The 17828-nt window shown below is 72.6% G+C and carries 18 protein-coding genes and 1 riboswitch; of the genes, 14 read left to right on the forward strand and 4 right to left on the reverse strand.

Translation table 11 applies throughout. The annotated features are described in order from the left end of the window. Positions 1 to 40 precede the first annotated feature (40 nt). The 6 genes from BN3788_RS07540 to mnhG are packed head-to-tail and all read left to right on the forward strand — an operon-like array spanning position 41 to position 6647. Positions 41 to 3079, forward strand: coding sequence for a Na+/H+ antiporter subunit A (locus BN3788_RS07540; RefSeq protein ID WP_066583830.1), 3039 nt, complete (start codon positions 41 to 43; stop codon positions 3077 to 3079). Positions 3080 to 3084: 5 nt separating this feature from the next. Beyond that, positions 3085 to 3633, forward strand: a complete 549-nt coding sequence (locus tag BN3788_RS07545; protein ID WP_066584402.1) for a Na(+)/H(+) antiporter subunit C — start codon at positions 3085 to 3087, stop codon at positions 3631 to 3633. Beyond that, positions 3633 to 5219 carry a Na+/H+ antiporter subunit D gene (locus BN3788_RS07550; protein WP_066583837.1) on the forward strand — a complete coding sequence of 529 codons (1587 nt, stop codon included), beginning with the start codon at positions 3633 to 3635 and terminating at the stop codon, positions 5217 to 5219. The genes BN3788_RS07545 and BN3788_RS07550 overlap by 1 nt, the downstream gene beginning before the upstream one ends. Continuing rightward, positions 5216 to 5803, forward strand: a complete 588-nt coding sequence (locus tag BN3788_RS07555; protein ID WP_066583839.1) for a Na+/H+ antiporter subunit E — start codon at positions 5216 to 5218, stop codon at positions 5801 to 5803. The genes BN3788_RS07550 and BN3788_RS07555 overlap by 4 nt, the downstream gene beginning before the upstream one ends. Continuing rightward, entirely contained in the window at positions 5800 to 6195 is a 396-nt protein-coding gene (locus BN3788_RS07560; protein ID WP_066583841.1) for a monovalent cation/H+ antiporter complex subunit F, read from the forward strand. The genes BN3788_RS07555 and BN3788_RS07560 overlap by 4 nt, the downstream gene beginning before the upstream one ends. Then, entirely contained in the window at positions 6192 to 6647 is a 456-nt protein-coding gene (gene mnhG / locus BN3788_RS07565) for a monovalent cation/H(+) antiporter subunit G (protein WP_066583843.1), read from the forward strand. The genes BN3788_RS07560 and mnhG overlap by 4 nt, the downstream gene beginning before the upstream one ends. 34 nt (positions 6648 to 6681) lie before the next feature. On the opposite strand, the gene BN3788_RS07570 is transcribed toward mnhG, so the two are convergent. Continuing rightward, entirely contained in the window at positions 6682 to 6963 is a 282-nt protein-coding gene (locus tag BN3788_RS07570; RefSeq protein WP_234346529.1) for a DUF4235 domain-containing protein, read from the reverse strand. 64 nt (positions 6964 to 7027) lie between these two features. Continuing rightward, positions 7028 to 7162, forward strand: a riboswitch (TPP riboswitch). 76 nt (positions 7163 to 7238) lie between these two features. Here BN3788_RS07570 and BN3788_RS07575 point away from each other — a divergent pair. The 8 genes from BN3788_RS07575 (at position 7239) to BN3788_RS07610 (ending at position 16355) form a co-directional block, all read left to right on the forward strand. Continuing rightward, positions 7239 to 8342: a thiamine ABC transporter substrate-binding protein gene (locus BN3788_RS07575; RefSeq protein WP_066583846.1), complete on the forward strand. Its 1104-nt coding sequence runs from the start codon at positions 7239 to 7241 to the stop codon at positions 8340 to 8342. Then, positions 8318 to 10108 (forward strand): ABC transporter permease, encoded by a 1791-nt coding sequence (locus tag BN3788_RS07580; protein ID WP_082812683.1) that lies wholly within the window; start codon positions 8318 to 8320, stop codon positions 10106 to 10108. Before BN3788_RS07575 ends, BN3788_RS07580 begins: the two co-directional genes overlap by 25 nt. Then, positions 10108 to 11178: an ABC transporter ATP-binding protein gene (locus tag BN3788_RS07585; protein WP_066583848.1), complete on the forward strand. Its 1071-nt coding sequence runs from the start codon at positions 10108 to 10110 to the stop codon at positions 11176 to 11178. The genes BN3788_RS07580 and BN3788_RS07585 overlap by 1 nt, the downstream gene beginning before the upstream one ends. A 118-nt stretch (positions 11179 to 11296) precedes the next feature. Continuing rightward, a complete protein-coding gene (locus BN3788_RS07590; protein WP_234346530.1) occupies positions 11297 to 12091 on the forward strand; it encodes a hypothetical protein in 795 nt (264 codons plus the stop codon). A gap of 230 nt (positions 12092 to 12321) precedes the next feature. Continuing rightward, positions 12322 to 14193: a molecular chaperone DnaK gene (gene dnaK / locus BN3788_RS07595; RefSeq protein WP_066583850.1), complete on the forward strand. Its 1872-nt coding sequence runs from the start codon at positions 12322 to 12324 to the stop codon at positions 14191 to 14193. Then, positions 14190 to 14834, forward strand: coding sequence for a nucleotide exchange factor GrpE (gene grpE, locus BN3788_RS07600; RefSeq protein WP_066583853.1), 645 nt, complete (start codon positions 14190 to 14192; stop codon positions 14832 to 14834). Before dnaK ends, grpE begins: the two co-directional genes overlap by 4 nt. 52 nt (positions 14835 to 14886) lie before the next feature. After that, positions 14887 to 15888: a DnaJ C-terminal domain-containing protein gene (locus BN3788_RS07605; protein ID WP_066583854.1), complete on the forward strand. Its 1002-nt coding sequence runs from the start codon at positions 14887 to 14889 to the stop codon at positions 15886 to 15888. A gap of 29 nt (positions 15889 to 15917) precedes the next feature. Beyond that, entirely contained in the window at positions 15918 to 16355 is a 438-nt protein-coding gene (locus tag BN3788_RS07610; RefSeq protein ID WP_066583856.1) for a heat shock protein transcriptional repressor HspR, read from the forward strand. A 34-nt stretch (positions 16356 to 16389) separates the two neighbouring features. Here the strand turns inward: BN3788_RS07610 and BN3788_RS07615 are convergent, their stop codons facing one another. The 3 genes from BN3788_RS07615 to BN3788_RS07625 all read right to left on the reverse strand — a co-directional run bounded on the left by BN3788_RS07615 (position 16390) and on the right by BN3788_RS07625 (position 17810). Next, the gene (locus tag BN3788_RS07615) at positions 16390 to 16659 is read right to left on the reverse strand and encodes a hypothetical protein (protein ID WP_066583859.1); all 270 of its coding nucleotides are present in this window, start codon (positions 16657 to 16659) and stop codon (positions 16390 to 16392) included. A gap of 1 nt (position 16660) precedes the next feature. Beyond that, positions 16661 to 17293: a winged helix-turn-helix domain-containing protein gene (locus BN3788_RS07620; RefSeq protein ID WP_082812684.1), complete on the reverse strand. Its 633-nt coding sequence runs from the start codon at positions 17291 to 17293 to the stop codon at positions 16661 to 16663. Between the two features lie 76 nt (positions 17294 to 17369). Continuing rightward, positions 17370 to 17810 (reverse strand): hypothetical protein, encoded by a 441-nt coding sequence (locus BN3788_RS07625; protein ID WP_066583865.1) that lies wholly within the window; start codon positions 17808 to 17810, stop codon positions 17370 to 17372. Positions 17811 to 17828 lie beyond the last annotated feature (18 nt).

Genomic DNA, 17828 nt, shown 5'->3' on the forward strand with positions numbered 1-17828 from the left:
GCGCTGACCGACGACCCGCCCACTACAGGACGGAGCGGACGTGCTGACACTGCTCGCCGTGCACCTCATCGCAGCCCTTGCTGCGCCTGCGCTGGTGCGGGCACTCGGGCGCAAGGCATTCTGGGTGCTGGCGCTGGCCCCCGCATCCGTCGCCGTGTGGGCGCTGACGCTCACCGATCAGGTGATGTCCGGTCACGGACCGGTCGAGGTCGTGCAGTGGATACCCGGCCTGGGCCTGGAGCTCGCGTTCCGGCTCGACACCCTCTCGTGGCTCATGTCGCTGCTCGTGGGCGGCATCGGCGCGCTGGTGCTCATCTACTGCTCCGCGTACTTCTCCGCCAGCGCCCGTGGGCTCGGCCGGTTCGCCGCCGTGCTGGTCGCGTTCGCCGGGGCGATGTACGGCCTGGTCACGGCAGACGACATGCTGCTGCTGTACGTGTTCTGGGAGCTCACGACAGTGCTGTCGTACCTGCTCATCGGGCACTACAACGAGCGCAAGGCCAGCCGTCGCGCGGCGATGCAGGCCATCGTCATCACCACCGCCGGCGGCTTGGCGATGCTGATCGGCATCATCCTGCTGGGCTCGGCGGCGGGCACGTACCGGATCTCCGCGATCATCGCCGACCCCCCGCTCGGCGGCGCCGCGGTGACCGTCGCGGTCGCGTGCCTGCTCGTGGGCGCCGTGAGCAAGTCCGCGCTGATCCCCTTCCACTTCTGGCTGCCGGCGGCGATGGCCGCGCCCACCCCTGTCAGCGCCTACCTGCACGCCGCCGCGATGGTCAAAGCGGGCGTCTACCTGGTCGCCCGGTTCGCGCCCGCCTACGCCGAGCTCACCGTGTGGCAGGTCATGGTCGTGGTGCTGGGCTGCGGCACACTGCTGCTCGGCGGGTACCGGGCGCTGCGGCAGCACGACCTGAAGCTCATCCTGGCGTTCGGCACGGTCAGCCAGCTCGGCCTGATCATCCTGCTGGTGGGGATGGGCACCCGCGCCACGGCCCTGGCCGGGCTCGCGATGCTCGGCGCGCACGCGATGTTCAAGGCAGCGCTGTTCCTGGTGGTGGGCGTCGTCGACGCCGCGACCGGCACACGTGACCTGAGGCGCCTGTCGGGGGTCGGCCGGGCGCTGCCCATCACCGCCACCGCCGCGGGGCTCGCCACCGCGTCGATGATCGGGCTGCCGCCGTTCGCTGGGTACGTGGCCAAGGAGGCGGCGCTCGAGTCGCTCGCGCACCTGGACCGGGGCTGGGTGGGCACCGTGGTGCTCGCCGCCGTGGCCGTCGGCTCCGTGCTCACCGTCGCGTACGGCCTGCGCCTGTGGTGGGGCGCGTTCGCCACCAAGCCCGTGATCCACGCGCAGCCCACCGACGCCTCCGCCGGGGCCACCGTCGCCGAGCTGGAGCAGCCGGCGCGTCCGGCCGCGATCACCAAGCCCGCGCCGCTGCTGGTCATGCCGGCGCTCGTGCTCGCGGTGCTCGGGCTCGCCGTCGCGCTGCTGCCGACCTTCGGCGAGGACCTGCTGCAGCCCTACGCCGACACGTACCCCGTCGGGGACGTCGGCCACCTCACTCTCTGGGCGGGGTTCACCCCGACACTGCTGCTCACCGTGCTGGTGGTGGGCGCCGGCCTGCTGCTGTTCGTGGCCCGCCGGCCCGTGGAGCGGCTGCAGGCGGCGATGCCCACCGGGCCCGAGGCCGACCGCGCCTACCGGCGCTTCATGCGCAAGCTCGACGAGGTCGCGGCGGACGTCACGGCGCTCACGCAGCGTGGCTCGCTGCCGCTGTACCTCGGCGGGATCCTCGTGGTCTTCGTGGTCTCCGTCGGCGGCGCGCTGCTGACGTTCACCGCGCTCCCCGACGACCTCAAGGCGTGGGACACCCCCGCACAAGCGGCCCTGGGCCTGCTGGTCATCGTCTCCGCGATCCTCACCGCCCGGGCCCGCCGCCGGCTCAAGGCCGTGATCCTCATGGGCGTGGGCGGCTACGGCGTCGCCGGCCTGTTCCTGCTGCACGGCGCGCCGGACCTCGCGCTCACCCAGGTCCTCACCGAGACGATCACGCTGGTCGTGTTCGTCCTGGTGCTGCGCCGCCTGCCCCCCTACTTCTCCAACCGGCCGCTCGCCGCGTCGCGCTGGCTGCGGCTCGGCGTGGGGCTGGTCGTGGGGCTCACCGTCGCCGGGCTGGCCCTCGTGGTGCCCGGCGCCCGCATCCACACGCCCGTCTCCGCCGACTTCGCGGCCGAGGCCGTCGAGTTCGGCGGCGGCAAGAACATCGTCAACGTCACGCTCGTCGACATCCGCGCCTGGGACACCATGGGCGAGATCTCTGTGCTGCTCGTGGCCGCCACCGGTGTCGCGTCGCTGGTCTTCCTGCGGCGCCGCGGCGGCGCGATCTTCCGCACCGACGAGGCGGCCGAGGCGCAGCCGGTGTGGGGCGGGGGCGGCGGCGACCCGATGGCGGCGCTGCGCCGGCCCGCGGGCGCCACCGAGCCCGTGCCCGTCGGCAAGGTGACGATCAGCTCCCGGTCACGCGAGTGGCTGCGCGCGGGGAGCACCCTGGCGCCGCAGCGCCGCTCGGTGATCTTCGAGGTCACCGTCCGGCTGCTGTTCCACACGATGGTCATCTACTCGCTGTTCCTGCTGTTCTCGGGGCACAACTCCCCGGGCGGCGGGTTCGCCGCGGGCCTCATCAGCGGCATCGCCCTGGTGACGCGGTACCTGGCGGGCGGCCGCTACGAGCTGGGCGAGGCGGCGCCGGTGCAGCCGGGCCTCCTGCTCGGCAGCGGGCTGTTCCTGTCCGCCGGCGTGGGCATCTTCGCGCTGTTCGCGGGCGGCTCGGTGCTGCAGTCCTGGATGATCGACTTCCACCTGCCCGTGCTCGGCGACGTGCACCTGGTGACCTCCCTCTTCTTCGACCTGGGCGTGTACCTGGTGGTGATCGGGCTGGTGCTCGACATCCTGCGCAGCCTCGGGGCGGAGATCGACCAGCAGGCCGAGCAGGGCGACGGCCCCGACGCGTACGACGACATGCCCGTCCTGCGGCCGCAGGGTCCCGGCCCCGCCGAGACGGGAGGCGCCCGATGATCGACATGAGCCCCAACATCGTGCTGGTCGTGGTGATCGGCGTGCTGTTCACCGTCGGCGTCTACCTGCTGCTCGAGCGCAGCCTCTCCCGTGTGCTCATCGGCGTGATCCTCATCGGCAACGGCGCGAACCTGCTGTTCCTCATCGCGGGCGGCGCCGCCGGGGCCCCGCCGATCGTGGGGGACGCGCCCGTCTCCGAGATGAGCGACCCGCTGCCGCAGGCCATGGTGCTGACCGCCATCGTCATCACGCTGGGCATGACGGCGTTCCTGCTGGCCATGGCCTACCGCTCCTGGCAGCTCCACCGCCACGACGAGGTGCAGGACGACGTCGAGGACCGCCGTATCGCCCGGCTCGCGGCCATCGACGAGCACGCCTTCACCGACCGCGACACCGAGGACGCCGGCGAGACGCTGGACGACGAGGCCGCGGAGACCCGAGACGAGACGGACGAGGTGCTCCGGGGCGCGGAGCCCGCCCCGTCGCCCGGAGGCCCAGGGCCGGACGACGCCAGTGGCGACGCCGGACCAGCCGACCCTGAGGAGCGCCCGTGATGAACGACCCGACGTGGCTGGTGCCACTGCCTGTCGTGGTGCCGCTGTTCGGCGCCGGGCTGGCGCTGGCGCTGTACCGCAAGCCACGCGCACAACGCCTGATCAGCGTGATCGCGCTGACGATGGTGCTGATCGCCTCCGCGACGCTGCTGGTGCTCGCCGACGGCGGGCCGCTCGTGGTCGACGTGGGCGGCTGGGCGGCGCCGGTGGGGATCGACCTGGTGGCCGACAGGCTCTCCGCGCTGATGCTCACCATCTCCAGCGCCGTGACCTTGGCGGTGCTGCTGTACTCGCTCGCCGAGGGCGAGGCGGATGGCGACGAGGCCGCGCCGGTCTCGATCTACCACCCGACGTACCTGGTGCTGACGGCGGGCGTCGCGAACGCGTTCCTCTCGGGCGACCTGTTCAACATCTACGTCGGCTTCGAGATCCTGCTGGCCGCCTCCTACGTGCTGCTGACGCTCGGCGGCACCGGGGAGCGGATCCGCGCGGGCAGCATCTACGTCGTCGTCGCGCTGCTGTCCTCGGTGCTGTTCCTCATCGCCATCGCGATGATCTACGCCGCGACGGGCACCGTGAACCTCGCCCAGCTCGCCGTGCGGCTGCCGGAGATCGACCCGGGTGTGCGGCTGGTGCTGCAGATCATGCTGCTGGTGGCCTTCGGCATCAAGGCGGCCATCTTCCCGCTATCGGCCTGGCTACCGGACTCCTACCCGACGGCCCCCGCCCCGGTCACCGCGGTGTTCGCGGGCTTGCTGACCAAGGTCGGCGTCTACGCGATCATCCGCACGCAGACCCTGCTCTTCCCTGACGGGAGGGCCGACGACGTGCTGATGTGGGCGGCGCTGGCGACGATGCTGATCGGCATCCTCGGCGCCGTGGCCCAGGACGACATCAAACGTCTGCTGTCGTTCACGCTGGTCAGCCACATCGGCTACATGATCTTCGGCATCGCCCTGTCCACCACGATGGGCTGGACCGCGTCGATCTACTACGTGGCGCACCACATCACCGTGCAGACGGCGCTGTTCCTGGTGGTGGGGCTGATCGAGCGGCGGGGCGGGTCCACCAGCCTCGACCGGCTCGGCGGCCTCGCCAAGATGGCGCCGGTGCTGGCGATCCTGTTCTTCATCCCGGCGATGAACCTGTCGGGCATCCCGCCGCTGTCCGGGTTCCTCGGCAAGGTGGGCCTGCTGCAGGCCGGTGTCGCGGTCGGCACCCCCCTCGCGTACACACTCGTGGTCGGCGGCGTCGTGACCTCGCTGCTGACGCTGTACGCCCTGGTCAAGGCGTGGAACAAGGCGTTCTGGCAGACGCCGCCCGCCGAGCTGCCCGACACGCGCCTGCCCGGCGGGATGATCGGCCCCACGGCGGCGCTCGTCGGATTGGGCCTGGCCCTGACGATCGCGGGCGGGCCGCTGTACGCCTACACCGAGCGGGCCGCCATCGCGCTGCAGGAGCGCTCGCCGTACATCGACGCGGTGCTGCCCGACGGCGAGCGCGGCGCCGGGGAGTCGGCTGACGCCGTCTCCGACCAGACGCCCGAGGACCTTGAGCCGACCGAGCAAGCGGAGGTGCGCCCGTGAGCCCGTCGCGCCGCAGGTCGCTCATCCGCCAGTGGCCCACCGTCGTGTGGCTGGCCTTCGTGTGGGTGCTGCTCTGGGGCAGGCCGACGGTGGCCAACGCGCTGGTCGGCCTGGTGTTGGGCGCGCTCGTGACCGCGACACTGCGGATGACGCCGATCGCCTTCCACGGCAAGGTGCGCCCCTTGGGCCTGCTGCACCTCATCGCGCGCTTCGCGATCGACCTGGTGCGGGCCTCGTTCGAGGTGAGCGTCGTCGCCCTGCGGCCACGCCACGTGCCGCACGGCGCGGTGATCGGCGTGCAGCTCCGCAGCCACTCCGACCTCTACCTCACGCTGACCTCCGAGCTGTGCTCGCTGGTGCCGGGCTCGCTGGTGGTCGAGGCGCACCGCCTCACCGGCAAGCTGTACCTGCACGTGCTGGACGTCGAGCAGTCCGGTGGTGTCGAGGCGGCACGCCAGACGGTGCTGGACCAGGAGGAGCGGGTGCTGCGGGCGCTCGCGTCCGATGACGAGCTGCGTCAGGCCGGGCTGCCGCTGCGGCCCTCCCGCCGTCGGGGCCGACGTGTGGAAGGGGTGAGCGCATGAGCGGCTGGGTCGTGATCCTGTGCGGAGCGCTGCTGGCGGTCGGCTGCCTGCTCGCCGTCGTCCGCATCGAGAAGGGTCCGTCGATGCTCGACCGGACCATCGCGCTCGACATCGTCGTGGCGACCATGATCTCCGCGGGGGCGCTGTACGCCGCCGTGCAGAAGCGCGCCGACATCGTGCCGATCCTGGTGGCGCTCGCGCTTGTCGGGTTCGTCGCGTCGGTGACCATCGCGCGGTTCGCCGCTGTGGAGCCGGAGGGCGAGGGGCGGGTGCGCACCCGCGAGGAGATCGCCGCCGAGGAGGCCGAAAGGCTGCGCCGTGAGAGCGCCGCCGGGCCGAGCAGCGACCCGGAGGACCAGGACGGCGCCGATCGGCAGGGCGGGGCCCGATGAGCATCGAGTGGACGACAGTGGCGGACGTGATCGCGTCGGTGTGCATGATCGGCGGGGCGTTCCTGGCCTTCGCCGCGGGTGTGGGGGTGCTGCGCTTCCCCGACCTGCTGTCGCGGATGCACGCCGGCACCAAGCCCCAGGTGCTGGGGCTGGTGCTGGTGATGATCGGCCTGGGGCTGCGCATCGGGCCCGGCCCGGAGGCGGGCGCCCTCGTCCTCGTGGTGCTGTTCCAGCTCATCACCGCGCCGGTGGCCGCGCACATGGTCGGCCGGGCGGGCTACCGCACGGGCAAGGTGCGCAAGGACCTGCTGGTGGTGGACGAGCTCACGATCGACCAGGCGCGGGCGGACAGCGCCGAGCCGCAGAACGTGGCCCCGCCGGTGCCGGACAACGAGCAGCGGCCGGAGCCGGGCGCGCGTCCCGGCCCCGGCGAGAAGCCCGACTTCGACTGACTGACTGACTGACTGACCGCCGGGCGCGGTGCGCTCAGCTCGCGGTGAGCCGGTTGCGGTTCACCCGCGAGGCGAAGGTCTTCGTGCCGCGCGTGGCGAGCACCCGGGACACTGCCACCACGGCGCCCGTGGCTGCCGCGGCTGCCACCAGCTCGCCCAGTCCCGAGTCGCCCTCGTCGTCCGGGGTCGGCGGTTGGTGGCCGCTGGCCGCCTTCCACGCCGCGTTGATCGCCTTGTGCGCGATCCACGCTGCCGCGAGCGCGACGACCGTGCCGGCGATCTTGGCGAGCATCGACTCCTGCTGCTCGTCGTTCACTAGGGCCTCCTGGGGTGGTGCTGGGCGTGGATGCTGCACACCGTACGCGCGGTGTAAGGTCGCCGCTGAACGACAGGGGAGCGCCACAGCCCGCCCGGCACCACGCCGAGGGGTCCAGGGCGCTGAGAGTGCGGGCCATCCGCAGACCCTCGAACCTGATCCGGGTCACACCGGCGTAGGGAGTCGGGCTTCTCAGTCCCGTCGTCGTCGGCCACGGCGAACGCCGCGGGGCCGGTGGCGTCGGTGACCCCCTCCTGCATATGGGAGGACTCGCAATGCCACGCATCACCAGCGCCCGCCAGCACGGGCGCCCACACCGATCGACCCTCGCGACGGGCGTGGCCCTCGCGGCCGCCACGGCGCTCGCGCTCACGGCCTGCTCGGCCATCGGCAGCGGGGACGACGCGTCCAGCAGCCCCGCCGAGACGGTCACCCTCGTCACGCACGACTCCTTCGCGTTGAGCGACGGGCTGATCGAGGCGTTCGAGGAGGAGTCCGGCCTGACGGTGGAGATCGTCACGCCGGGCGACGGCGGCTCGCTGGTCAACCAGCTCGTGCTGACCAAGGACGCCCCGCTGGGCGACGCCGTGTTCGGCATCGACAACTCGTTCGCCTCGCGCGCCATCGACGCGGGCGTGCTCGCGCCGTACACGTCGCAGGCCCCCGCGGCGGCCGACGCGGCGCAATACGCGCCGGACGACTCCGGCTCCCTCACGGCCGTCGACGTGGGCGACGTGTGCCTCAACATCGACGACACGTGGTTCGCCGAGCACGGGCAGCAGCCCCCGGCCACCCTCGAGGACCTGACGAAGCCCGAGTACAAGGACCAGCTCGTGGTGACCAACGCGGCGACGTCCTCTCCGGGGCTCGCGTTCCTGCTGGCGACCATCGGCGCGTTCGGCGAGGACGGCTGGCAGGGCTACTGGGGCCAGCTGCAGGCGAACGGCCTCAAGGTCGTCGAGAGCTGGTCGGACGCCTACGACGTCGACTTCTCCGGCGGCAGCGGCCAGGGCCAGCGGCCCATCGTGCTGTCGTACGCGTCGTCGCCGCCGTTCACCGTGCCGGAGGGCGGCTCGGAGCCCACCACCTCGGCGCTGCTCGACACGTGCTTCCGCCAGGTCGAGTACGCCGGGGTGCTGGCGAACGCCCAGAACCCCGAGGGCGCCCAGCAGCTGGTGGACTTCCTGCTCTCGGATGAGGTGCAGGCCGACATCCCGGGCTCCATGTACATGTACCCGGTGAGCAGCTCCGTCGAGCTGCCCGCCGAGTGGGCCCGGTGGGCGCCGCTGTCCGACGCGCCGTTCCAGGTGGCGCCCGCCGACATCGAGCAGCACCGTGACGAGTGGATCAGGGCATGGACGGACATCGTCACGGGCTGAGCACCCTCAAGCCCAGCACCCTCGCGCCCGACGCGGACCGGCAGCCGCGCCCGACGCCCCCGCCGCCCTCCCCGACCCGTGCGCGGGCCGGGGGGCGGCGGCCGGGCGTTGGCCGCGTGCTCGCCTGGGGGCTGGCGGCGGGCATCCCGCTGGTGTTCCTCGGGGTGTTCTTCGCGTGGCCCGTCGCCACGCTGGTGGCCCGGGGCTTCATCGCCGACGGCGCCCTGGACCTGTCCGCGTTCGCGGAGGTGTTCGCGCGGCAGCGGACCTGGCGCATCATCGGCCTCACGCTGGCGCAGGCGGGCATCGCCACGGCCATCGCGCTGCTGCTCGGCATCCCGGGCGCCTATGTGCTGCACCGGCGCCAGTTCCGGGGCCGGGCCGCCGTCCGGGCCTTCGTCACCGTGCCGTTCGTGCTGCCCACCGTCGTGGTCGGCGTCGCGTTCCGCTCGCTGCTCGCCACCGGCGGCCCACTCGACTTCCTGGGCCTGGACGGCACCTTCGCGGCGATCGTCGCGGCGCTCGTCTTCTTCAACTACGCCCTGGTGGTGCGCACCGTCGGCGGGCTGTGGGAGCACCTGGACCCCCGCACCGAGCAGGCGGCGCGGGCCCTGGGCGCCTCGCCGCTGCGCGCGTTCGCGTCGGTGACCCTGCCGGCGCTGGCCCCGGCCATCGCGTCGGCGGCGTCGCTGGTCTTCCTGTTCTGCGCCACGGCGTTCGGCGCCGTCCTGGTGCTGGGCGGCACGCGCTACGGCACCATCGAGACCGAGATCTGGATCCAGACCACCCAGTTCCTCGACCTGCGCGCCGCGTCCGTGCTGTCCGTGGTGCAGCTCGTGATCGTGGCCGCGGCGTTGGCCGTGGCCAGCCGGGCGCGTCGGACCCGGGAGCGCGCGCTGTCCCTGTCGGAGCCCGCCGGCGCCGCCCGGCCGTTGCGGCTGCGCAGCGGCGTCGACGCGGCGGCCGCCGGGGTCACGGCCCTGGTGGTGGTGCTCATCGCGTTGCCGCTGGTCAGCCTCGTGGTCCGCTCGCTGCGCACCCCGACGGGCTGGGGGATTGGCAACTACACAGCGCTGGGCACCACCGGCGGCAGCAATGCGCTGACCGTGACGGTGTGGGAGGCGGCGGCCAACTCGCTGCGCATCGCCCTGGACGCGACGGTCATGGCGGTGCTCGTGGGCGGGCTCGTGGCGCTGGTGGTCTCGCGCCGCCCGCGCCGCCGATCGGCCCGGCGTGCGGTGTCGCTGCTCGACGCGGTGTTCATGCTCCCGCTCGGCGTCTCGGCGGTGACCGTCGGCTTCGGGTTCCTGCTGACCCTGGACCACCCCTTCGGCCTCGACGTGGACCTGCGCCGTAGCGCGCTGCTGGTGCCGATCGCCCAGGCCGTCGTCGCGGTGCCCCTCGTGGTGCGGACCGTGCTGCCGGTGCTGCGCGCCATCGACCCCCGACTGCGGGAGGCGGCGGCCACCCTGGGCGCCGGGCCGGGCCGGGTGCTGGCGTCCGTGGACCTCGCGATGACGGTGCGCGCGCTGGGCCTCGCCGTCGGGTTCGCGTTCGCGGTGTCGCTCGGGGAGTTCGGAGCCACGTCGTTCCTGGCGCGGCCCGATCGGCCCACGCTGCCCGTCGTCATCTTCAAGCTCATCGGCCGTCCCGGCGCGGAGAACCACGGCATGGCGCTCGCCGCGTCAGTGCTGCTCGCGCTGGTCACGGCCGGCATCATCGCCGTCGCCGAACGCCTGCGCGGCCCGGCAGGAGGGGAGCTCTGATGGACGGGCTCATGATCGACGCGCTCAGCGTCCGGTACGGCGACGCGCGCCGGGGCGCGGAGGTCCGCGCCGTCGATGGCGTGACCCTCGAGGTGCAGCGCGGGGAGGTGCTGGCTCTGCTCGGCCCGTCGGGCTGCGGCAAGTCCAGCGTGCTGCGCGCTGTCGCGGGGCTGGAGCCGTTGGCGGCGGGCAGCGTGTCGTGGGACGGCGCGGACCTCGCGGGCGTGCCCGTGCACCGGCGCGGCTTCGGCCTGATGTTCCAGGACGGCCAGCTGTTCCCGCACCGGGACGTCGCGGGGAACGTCGAGTACGGGCTGCGCATGGCGCGGATCCCGCGCGAGCAGCGGCGCGCTCGCGTCGCCGAGCTGTTGGATGTCGTGGGGCTCGCCGGATACGGGGCCCGCGCGGTGGCGACCCTGTCCGGCGGTGAGCGGCAGCGGGTCGCGCTGGCCCGCGCGCTTGCGCCCCGCCCGCGCCTGCTGCTGCTCGACGAGCCGCTGTCCGCCCTGGACCGCGCGCTGCGCGAACGCCTGGCGGACGATGTGCGCTCGGCGCTGGTCGCCACCGGCACGACGGCGCTGTTCGTCACGCACGACCATGACGAGGCCGCGACGGTGGGGGACCGCGTCGCGGTGATGAGCGCGGGGCGGCTGCTCCAGGCGGCGCCGCCCGCCGAGCTGTGGCGGCGGCCCGCGAGCCGGGAGGTCGCCGAGTTCCTCGGGTACCAGGCGTTCGTCGACCTCGACTCGGCGCAGGGCGCGGCGATCCGCGGGGCCCTCGGCGGCGACCTGCCCGCGGGGGTGCGGGTGGCGGCGCTGGCGGAGGGCGCGCTCGTGGTCGCCGGCCTTGTCGTCGGCCCAGTGGGCATGTCGGGGAGTGGCTCGGCCGAGGCCCCGGTCGTCGCCTCGGGGACGGTTCTCGCGACGGCGTTCCGACGCGGCCGCACGGAGCTCTCGGTACGGGTGGAGGGCCTCGGTCGCGTCACCGCCGCGGCTGCCGCTGGGGCCGTCGCGGCGCCCGGTGACGAGGTGGCGCTGACGCTCGACCGGAAGGCCGTGGCACTGCTCTGACCTGGCGATGTGACGAATCGGGCGCCCGGTGGACGGGCCGCCGGGGCGAGTGCGGACTACGGTCGGAAGAGTCCCGGGCTCGTTCGTCCCGGGCGGACTCAGGGCGGGGTGGAACAGCATGTCGGTGGGACTCGAGCATCGCGAGGTAGTGGGCCTGGACATCGAGGCGCCCGCGGACGTGGTGTGGCGCCATCTACGGGAGCCGGATCTGGTGCGGCGATGGTTCGGCTGGGACCGCGATGGTCTCGACGAGGAGATCAGCGAGACGTTCGGCGTCCGACCTGTCGCCTCCGAGACGTCCTCCGTCGGCGGGGCGCATGTGCGGGCACTGGCCTGGCCGCGGGGAGACCGCCTCGTGGTGACGCCGGCGCCAGGCGAGTCGCACCACCGCTCGCATGTGTCGGTGCAGCGGAACGCGCATGACGGCCTCACCACGTTCGACGGTGTGCACGACCCGCGCGACGAGGCGTGGATCGCGGGCGCCCATCAGCTCAAGTTCGCGCTCGAGGAGCATGCGGGCGCCGACCGCCACACCGTCGTGATGCGGGACATGGACGCCGGGCCGCTGCGCGACAGGCTGATCGACCGCCTGGGCCTGCATGGCCTGCGGGGCATCCCGGTGGGCGGCCACCTCCAGGCCGAGCTCCCCGACGGCTCGCTGATCGGCGGGCAGGTGCTCTACAAGAGCGAGCACCAGGTGGGCTTGCGCCTGTACGCGGAGAGCTCCGCGTTGCTGGTGCTCATGGAGACGCCGGCGGGCAGCCGTCCGCCGCACGGCCTGCTCACGGCGGTGCTCTCGCTGTACGACGTGGACGATGCGGCCGTCGCGGAGATCCTGGGCCGGTGGGCGAGCTGGTGGGGCGGGGCGGCCACGTCGTCGACCGCGAGCCCTCGCCGCACACGGGTGAGCTGACCGCCTGAGCTGAGTGCCTGTCGAGGTGCAGGTCTGTCGCGGCAGGCGTCAACTGAGAGGAGTGGGGGCGAGTCCCGTCTCCTCAGATTGAGCCGACCAGACTCAACATTGGGCCTTGGAACTTGCGTGGCGCGCCGACTGCGCGCAGACTTGAGCGCAGCAGACTCAAGCAGCCCCGCGGTGGCGCAACTCCCCGGGGGTCCTCGCACCCACACGAAAGGCACACGCTCATGGCACGAGCAGTAGGCATCGACCTCGGCACCACCAACTCCGTGGTCTCGGTCCTCGAGGGCGGCGAGCCCACCGTCATCGCCAACGCCGAGGGATCGCGCACCACCCCGTCGGTCGTCGCGTTCTCCAAGACCGGTGAGGTGCTCGTCGGGGAGGTCGCCAAGCGGCAGGCCGTGACCAACGTCGACCGCACCATCTCGTCGGTCAAGCGCCACATGGGCACGGACTGGTCCGTGGACATCGACGGCAAGAAGTACAACGCGCAGGAGATCTCCGCACGCGTCCTCGGCAAGCTCAAGCGCGACGCCGAGGAGTACCTGGGCGAGCCCGTCACCGACGCGGTCATCACCGTCCCGGCCTACTTCAACGACGCCGAGCGCCAGGCCACGAAGGACGCCGGGCAGATCGCCGGCCTCAACGTGCTGCGCATCGTCAACGAGCCCACCGCCGCGGCGCTCGCCTACGGGCTCGAGCGCGGCAAGGAAGACGAGCTCATCCTCGTCTTCGACCTCGGTGGTGGCACGTTCGACGTGTCCCTGCTCGAGGTGGGCAAGGACGACGACTTCTCGACGATCGAGGTCCGCGCCACCTCGGGCGACAACCGCCTCGGCGGCGACGACTGGGACAGCCGGATCGTGGAGCACCTCATCAAGGAGGTCAAGAACTCCACGGGCGTCGACCTGTCCAAGGACAAGATCGCCCTGCAGCGCCTGCGCGAGGCCGCCGAGCAGGCCAAGAAGGAGCTCTCGTCCGCGACGAGCACCAACATCTCCATGCAGTACCTGTCGATGAGCGAGAACGGCCCCGTCCACCTGGACAGCAAGCTCACCCGCGCGCAGTTCCAGCAGATGACCGCGGACCTGCTCGAGCGCACCAAGCAGCCGTTCCACTCGGTGATCCGTGACGCCGGCATCAAGCTCGAGGACATCGACCACGTCATCCTGGTCGGCGGCGCCACGCGCATGCCCGCCGTCACGGAGCTGGTCAAGGAGCTCACCGGTGGCAAGGAGCCCAACAAGGGCGTCAACCCCGACGAGGTCGTGGCCATCGGCGCCGCGCTGCAGGCCGGTGTCATCAAGGGCGAGCGCAAGGACGTCCTGCTGATCGACGTCACGCCGCTGAGCCTGGGCATCGAGACCAAGGGCGGGGTGATGACCAAGCTCATCGAGCGCAACACGGCCATCCCCACCAAGCGCTCGGAGATCTTCTCCACCGCCGAGGACAACCAGCCGTCGGTGCTCATCCAGGTCTTCCAGGGCGAGCGCGAGTTCGCGCGGGACAACAAGCCGCTGGGCACCTTCGAGCTCACCGGCATCGCCCCGGCCCCGCGCGGCGTCCCGCAGATCGAGGTCACCTTCGACATCGACGCCAACGGCATCGTGCACGTCTCCGCGAAGGACCGCGGCACGGGCAAGGAGCAGTCGATGACGATCACCGGCGGCTCTGCGCTGCCGAAGGACGAGATCGACCGCATGGTCAAGGAGGCCGAGGCGCACGCCGCCCAGGACAAGGCCCGCCGCGAGGAGGCCGAGACCCGCAACTCCGCCGAGCAGCTCGTCTACTCGACCGAGAAGCTCCTGGCCGACAACGGCGACAAGCTGCCCGAGGACGTCAAGACCGACGTGAACAAGGCCATCGACGAGCTGAAGACCGCTCTCGAGGGCGAGGACATCGAGCCGGTCAAGGCGAAGCACGAGCAGCTCGTCACCTCCGCGCAGAAGATCGGCGAGGCGCTGTACTCGTCCGACCAGGCCGGAGCGGCGGCAGGCGCCGGCGCCGCGGGCGAGGCGCCGTCTGACGCCGGGTCCTCCACCGCCAGCGACGAGGACGTGGTCGACGCCGAGATCGTGGATGAGGACGAGCAGAAGTGAGCGAGAACCAGCCCCACGCCGGGGGACAGGGCCAGCCCGACTCCTCCGGCGAGGAGACCCCCCGCTTCACCGACAAGCGCCGCGTCGACCCGGAGACGGGCGCGGTGCGTGACCAGCCCGGGGCCGAGGAGGGCACGGCCGACCCGCTCGCCGGGCTCGAGGCCGAGGCCGACGCCCACATGCACGAGCAGCTCGTCGCGGCCGAGACCCTGGCCGCGGAGCGCCTCGACGAGCTGCAGCGCGCCAACGCGGCGTACTTCAACCTCGAGCAGCAGTACACGGGCTACGTGAAGCGTTCGAAGGCCGACGCGGCCGTCGCCCGCGACCGTGGCGTCGCCGAGGTCGCCGAGGGGCTCATCCCGGTGCTCGACGACATCGAGCTGGCCCGCCAGCACGGTGACCTGGTGGGCCCGTTCGGGTCGATCGCGGAGAAGCTCGAGAGCATCCTGGCCCGGTTCGGCATCGTCAGGTACGGGGCCGAGGGCGAGGTGTTCGACCCGAACGTCCACGAGGCGCTCATGCACTCCCACTCGTCGGACGTCACCGAGCCGACGGTCGCCACCGTCCTGCAGCCCGGGTACCGCGCGGGGGACCGCATCGTGCGGGCCGCCCGCGTGGCCGTCATCGACCCGGATGCCTGAGGTGCCCCGTGCGCCCCGGCGCCGGGCATGAGCTGAGCGGGAGGGAGACGCCGTGAGCGGCCAGGACTGGCTGGAGAAGGACTACTACGCCGCTCTCGGCGTCCCGAAGGACGCGGACCAGGCGGCGATCAAGAAGGCCTACCGCAAGCTCGCACGGCAGATGCACCCGGACCACAACCCCGGCGACCCGACCGCCGAGGGGAAGTTCAAGGACGTCGGCGAGGCCTACTCGGTCCTCTCCGACCCCGAGCAGCGCCAGCAGTACGACCAGCTCCGCGCGATGGCCGGCGGCGCCCGCTTCTCCGGAGCGGGCGCCGGCGGGGGAGCCGCCGGGTTCGAGGACCTGTTCGGCGGCGGCTTCGGCGGCGGGGGGCAGCGCGTCCGGTTCTCCACCGGCGGCGGCGGCCAGGACATGCCGGGCGGCTTCGAGGACATCCTCGGCGGCCTGTTCGGCGGCGGAGGCGGAGGCGGCGGGTTCGGAGGATTCGGCGGGGGTCGCGGCCCCCGTCCGGGCGCCGACCTGGAGGCTGTGACCACCTTGCCGTTCCGGCAGGCCACCGAGGGCTCCACGGTCTCGCTGAATGTGGAGGGGCGCACCGTCAACGCGCGGATCCCCCCGGGCGTCCACGACGGCCAGAAGATCAGGCTGCGCGGCAAGGGCCGGCCGGGCGTGAACGGCGGGCCGGCGGGCGACTTGGTCGTCACGGTGCGGGTCACCCCGCACCCCGTGTTCACCCTCGACGGCAACAACCTGCGCGAGACAGTGCCGGTGGCCTTCGACGAGGCGGCACTCGGCGCGCAGATCGAGGTGCCGACGCTGGATGGCGGCTCCGTCCGGGTGAAGATCCCCGCGGGCACGCCCTCAGGGCGGACACTGCGAGTCAAGGGCCGGGGCATCACCACGTCCAAGGGCGCCGGCGACTTGCTGGTGACCGTCATGGTCGTGGTGCCGCAGAAGCTCTCGGGCGCGGCACGCGACGCGGTTGAGGCGTTCGGGGTGGCGACCTCCGGCGAGGATGTGCGCGCGGACCTGCGAACGCAGGCCCGGGCCTGATCTGACCGACCACGGCGAAGGGGCGAGACATGCTGGCAGACGACGCGCAGGTGTACGTGATCTCGGTCGCGGCCGAGCTCGCGGGCATGCACCCGCAGACGCTGCGCCAGTACGACCGGCTGGGCATCGTCTCGCCCCGGCGCACCCGTGGCCGTGGCCGCCGCTACTCGTGGCGTGACATCGAGCAGCTCCGCGAGGTGCAGCGCCTGTCCCAGGACGAGGGCGTGAACCTCGCCGGCATCAAGCGCATCCTCGACCTCGAGGCCGAGGTCGAGCGGCTCAGCCAGCAGGTCGAGTACCTGCGCTCCTTCGCCGAGCCCGGGCGGCGGGTGTTCACGGCGGGCCCCACGGGCGACGTGATCGCCGTGCGCCGCGGGCAGCGGGCCCGGATGGGCGAGCAGCGCAGCACGGGCGGGGCCATCGTGCTGTGGCGGCCGTCGCGGCGCACGGAGATCACCTACCGCTGACGCGCGGCGCCTGCGGCTGAGGGCGCGGCCCGGCTCAGACGCCGGCTCCCGCCCGGATCGCGAGAGCCCGTTGAGTGTCGGCCTCCCGGGCGGCGAGGGTCGCGGCGGCGATGCGGTCGGCTGTGTGAGGCGATCCGTGCTCGGCGGTAGCCCTGTCACGGCGCCGACTGCGCAGCCGGGCGCCTGCCTCGAGATGCCGGCCGACGAGGGGCCAGCGCCGCTGCTGGCGGGGCGGTGACCAGCTCAGCGTCGGGACGGGGATGCGCACGCTGATGGTGCGGGCCTGGTAGGCGACGGTCAACATCTCAGCCCTCGTCACGTGGTGAGGGCTCGGAGGCCGGGCCGTCGGGGTCGGGGCTGGCCATCGAGACGATGTTCCAGAGCCGGGCGCCTGGCGGGCGCAGCGCGGGGTCGTCGCGCCGGGCGCGGAAGGACTCGCCGATCTGGGCGAGCTGCTCGACGAGCTCGGCGGCCTCCTCGGGCGTGACCCACGCCATCGTCTTCAGCAGGCTTGGCCCCTCGGTGTCGCGGTCGCCGCTGATGTGTCGCTCGGCCTCGGCGCGCATCGAGGCGATGAACCTGTCCACATCGCGGGAGGCGGTCATCGCGGCGAGCTCGACCACGGCATGGGTCGATGCGGGGTCGGCTCCGGCGGAGTCGGGCTCGGCGCCAAACGATCGAGGGCTCGTCGCCGTCCGGCGCCAAGGGCGCAGCCTGCCGATGGGCTCGGCGCGCTCGACGAAGCCGTAGCGCTCGAGCGTGCGCAGGTGGAACGAGCAGTTCGCGACAGTCTCGCCGAGGGCCTCGGCGCACTCGGTGGCGGTGGCCTGGGGGCGCGCGTCGATCAGCTCGAGGATCGCGATGCGGACGGGGTGGGTGAGCGCGCGGATGCGCTCGGGGTCGCTCGTGCGCATCTGGGGGGTCGGCCGCTCATCCATGGCCCGAGACTAGACGCGCAACACCTCTTGCGCAACAACTATTGCGCAAGAGGTGTTGCGTAAAGTCGGGCGTTGGTCAGCCGAGGGGCTCGGTCCAGAGGTAGACGTGCAGGTCCTCGCGCGAGGCTGTGGTGGCGAGGTCGACGATGTCGGCCAACACCGGCGCGAGCTCGGCGGCCGTCGCCTCCATCTCCTCGCTGGCGGCCCAGCGCTCCGCCACCTCGCCGAGCGCGTCCTCGTCCTCGGTGCGCCCGAGCTCCACCAGCAGGTCGACGAGGAAGGGCGGGAGCTCGTAGAGGTTCTCGTGGTCCAGGTCCACCTCTTCGAGCTCGAGGTCGCCCGAGCCGAAGCGGACCACCTCGGCGGCGATCTCGCCCAGGGTCTCGAGCTCGACGGCGCCGATCGAGGTGAGCTCGACATGGGTCGCGGTGTCTGGCGTCTCGCCGTCGTCGAGCGCGGCGGTGCGGGTGAGTGCGGTCGCGTGGTCTGCTGCGAACAGCTCGCTGATTTCGGCCATGCCCACACTCTGGCGCCG

This window comes from Cellulomonas timonensis (assembly GCF_900046455.1).
In the GTDB taxonomy this organism is placed as follows: Bacteria; Actinomycetota; Actinomycetes; order Actinomycetales; family Cellulomonadaceae; genus Cellulomonas_A; species Cellulomonas_A timonensis.